The organism is Zhongshania sp. (assembly GCF_041623545.1).
Taxonomy (GTDB): Bacteria; Pseudomonadota; Gammaproteobacteria; order Pseudomonadales; family Spongiibacteraceae; genus Spongiibacter.
In genome coordinates this window covers 1-2,410 of record NZ_JBFJWS010000399.1, presented here as the reverse complement: position 1 = coordinate 2,410, position 2,410 = coordinate 1, and the positions used below count along the sequence as shown (strand labels likewise).

The window sequence follows — 2,410 nt, the reverse complement described above, 5'->3', positions numbered from 1 at the left end:
GGGCAGACATGGACAACACTATGAGCCAATCAAGCTTGGAAGGTTTACTGGCAATCGAGCAAATTAAAAAGCTCAAATACACCTACCTACGCGCAGTCGACACCCACAATTGGGAATTGCTCGCGAGCACATTAACTGCCGATTGCACCGCCCGCTATGACGATGGCAAATACACCTATGAAAACCGCGAGGAACTGATCAAGGGTTTGCGTGGCCATATGGATTCAGCCTCAGTGTTGACCATGCACAATTGCCACCACCCTGAAATAGAATTAGAAACAAGCACAAGTGCCACAGCCAAATGGTACTTACAAGACTTGGTGTTTAATAAAGAGCAAAACTGGATGCTCTTTGGCACGGCCATTTACACGGACCACTACCGCCTTGAAGATGGCCTATGGAAAATATGCCATACAGAATATGCTCGGATCATGGAGGCAGTGAATGCTCCGATTCCAGCCAGCCTAACGTTTACTCACAATATGTTTGATGTAAAGTCGTAAACCACACAAATAAGTGATCAAAGATGAATGATATTGCCGCTCGCCTGCACACCGCCACCGAACAGCTTTGCCAGCCTGGTGCCCCCTACGAAATTGAAACCCGGCAAAGCGGCGATACCGAACTGCGGTTCTATAAAAATGCACCACCCACCTTGCGTGCACTTCTTGAGCCCGGCCGTGGGTTTGGGGCCCAAGAGTTTTTGGTATACCAGGATCAGCGCCTGAGCTTCGATGATTTTTTCTCTCGTGCCGACGCCTTAGCCCACTACTTAGTCTCAGAAATCAATACGAGTAAGGGCGACCGCATTGCTATCGCGATGCGGAATAACCCCGAATGGATGATTGCCTATTACGCGATTGTCAGTGTCGGCGCGGTGGTGGTGCCACTAAACTCCTGGGGCAGCGCTGACGAATTAGGCTATGGCCTCAGCGATTCAATGGCCAAGCTGGTGATTTGCGACCAAGCGCGCTTTGATACGATTACCGCAGCCCCAAACGAGCTATCTTGCCAAACCATTTTGGTTGGTGCCACCGGCCCCACCGATAGCCTAAGCTTTGAAGAAATCATTAGTGCCAATCTCGGCGCCGCGATGCCAGAAGTGGCTTGCGAGAGCGATGATATTGCACAAATAATGTACACATCTGGCACTACCGGTCGACCGAAGGGCGCGGTGTCCAGCCACGGCAATATCTGCCAAGCCATCTTCAGCTTTGAATTTCATGGCACTTGCTCGGCCATGGCTAACCCAGAGGCCATTGGCAAGATGTTCAGCACCGGCTTTGCGCCCTGCACCTTACTCAGCGTGCCCCTCTTCCATGTTTCTGGTTGTTACGCCGCCTTTTTACTCAATCTCCGCGCGGGTCGTAAAACGGTCATGATGTACAAGTGGTCAGCGGAAGACGCTCTGAAGTTAATCGAAAAAGAACGTGTCACCATCTTTAGCGCCGTGCCCTCTATGGTTGTGGATTTATTGCGCCATCCCAACTTCAAAACGACGGACACCACGAGTTTATTTTCTATTGGCGGGGGCGGCACTGCCTGCCCGCCGAGCTTTAAAAACACAATTACCGAAAACCTCGGCGACGCCTATGTCGGCACGGGTTACGGTATGACCGAAACAAACGCGATTGGCGCCAGCTGCACCGGCGATGCGTATTTTTATAAACCCAAGAGTGCCGGCACGCTTTCGCCCTTGGTCGAATGGCAAACCAGAAGCCCAGAGGGCGGCATTCTTCCCAAGGGCGAAGTCGGTGAAATTTGGTTGAAATCAGCCTGCAATATAACAGCGTACTGGAATAAACCCGAGGCTACCGCCGAGAACTTTGAAAATGGCTGGATGGCTACCGGCGATATCGGCTATCTGGACGATGAAAACTTCGTGTTTCTGGTTGACCGCGCCAAAGACCTCATTATCCGTGGCGGCGAAAATATCTATCCAGCAGAAATAGAAGCTTGCCTTAGCCAGCACTCGGCAATCGCCGACAGCGCAATTATTGCGGTACCCGATGAGCGTCTCGGCGAAACACCGGGCGCCGTCATTCGTATCCGGCAAGGTGCTGAACTAAGCGAAACAGAAGTAAAGGCCCATTTAGCAGACAAACTGGCTGCGTTTAAACAACCGAGCCATATTTGGTTTATTAAAGATGAGATGCCCCGTAACGCAGCCGGTAAAATCCTTAAGCGCGACCTCGTTCAGCGGTTTGTAAAATAATAGCCATGCCGCCCCCTCTTTAAAAGAGGGGCTTGCGCTCGTGCCGATAAGCCGTAATATCAGTGACACAACCTTGAATTTGAGTGTCGCCATGCTGTTTTTCTCTAAAAAGCGCGCCAAGCACGTGCTCGACGAAGGCGCCGCCGAACTCGACGACGCCACCCTCCAAAAAACCCTTAGCAATCGCCAAGGTAT

At 51.4% G+C, this 2,410-nt stretch carries 2 protein-coding genes; both read left to right on the top strand.

The features are described from left to right. Positions 1-503: nuclear transport factor 2 family protein (locus ABYT30_RS18460; protein ID WP_373097981.1), on the top strand; the 503-nt coding region annotated here is incomplete at its 5' end. A gap of 23 nt (positions 504-526) precedes the next feature. Then, entirely contained in the window at positions 527-2,215 is a 1,689-nt protein-coding gene (locus ABYT30_RS18455) for a class I adenylate-forming enzyme family protein (RefSeq protein ID WP_373097979.1), read from the top strand. Positions 2,216-2,410 lie beyond the last annotated feature (195 nt).

Coding starts and splice junctions, on each gene's coding strand:
- ABYT30_RS18455 (WP_373097979.1), top strand. CDS start 527: ATGAATGATATTGCCGCTCGCCTGCACACCGCCACCGAACAGCTTTGC.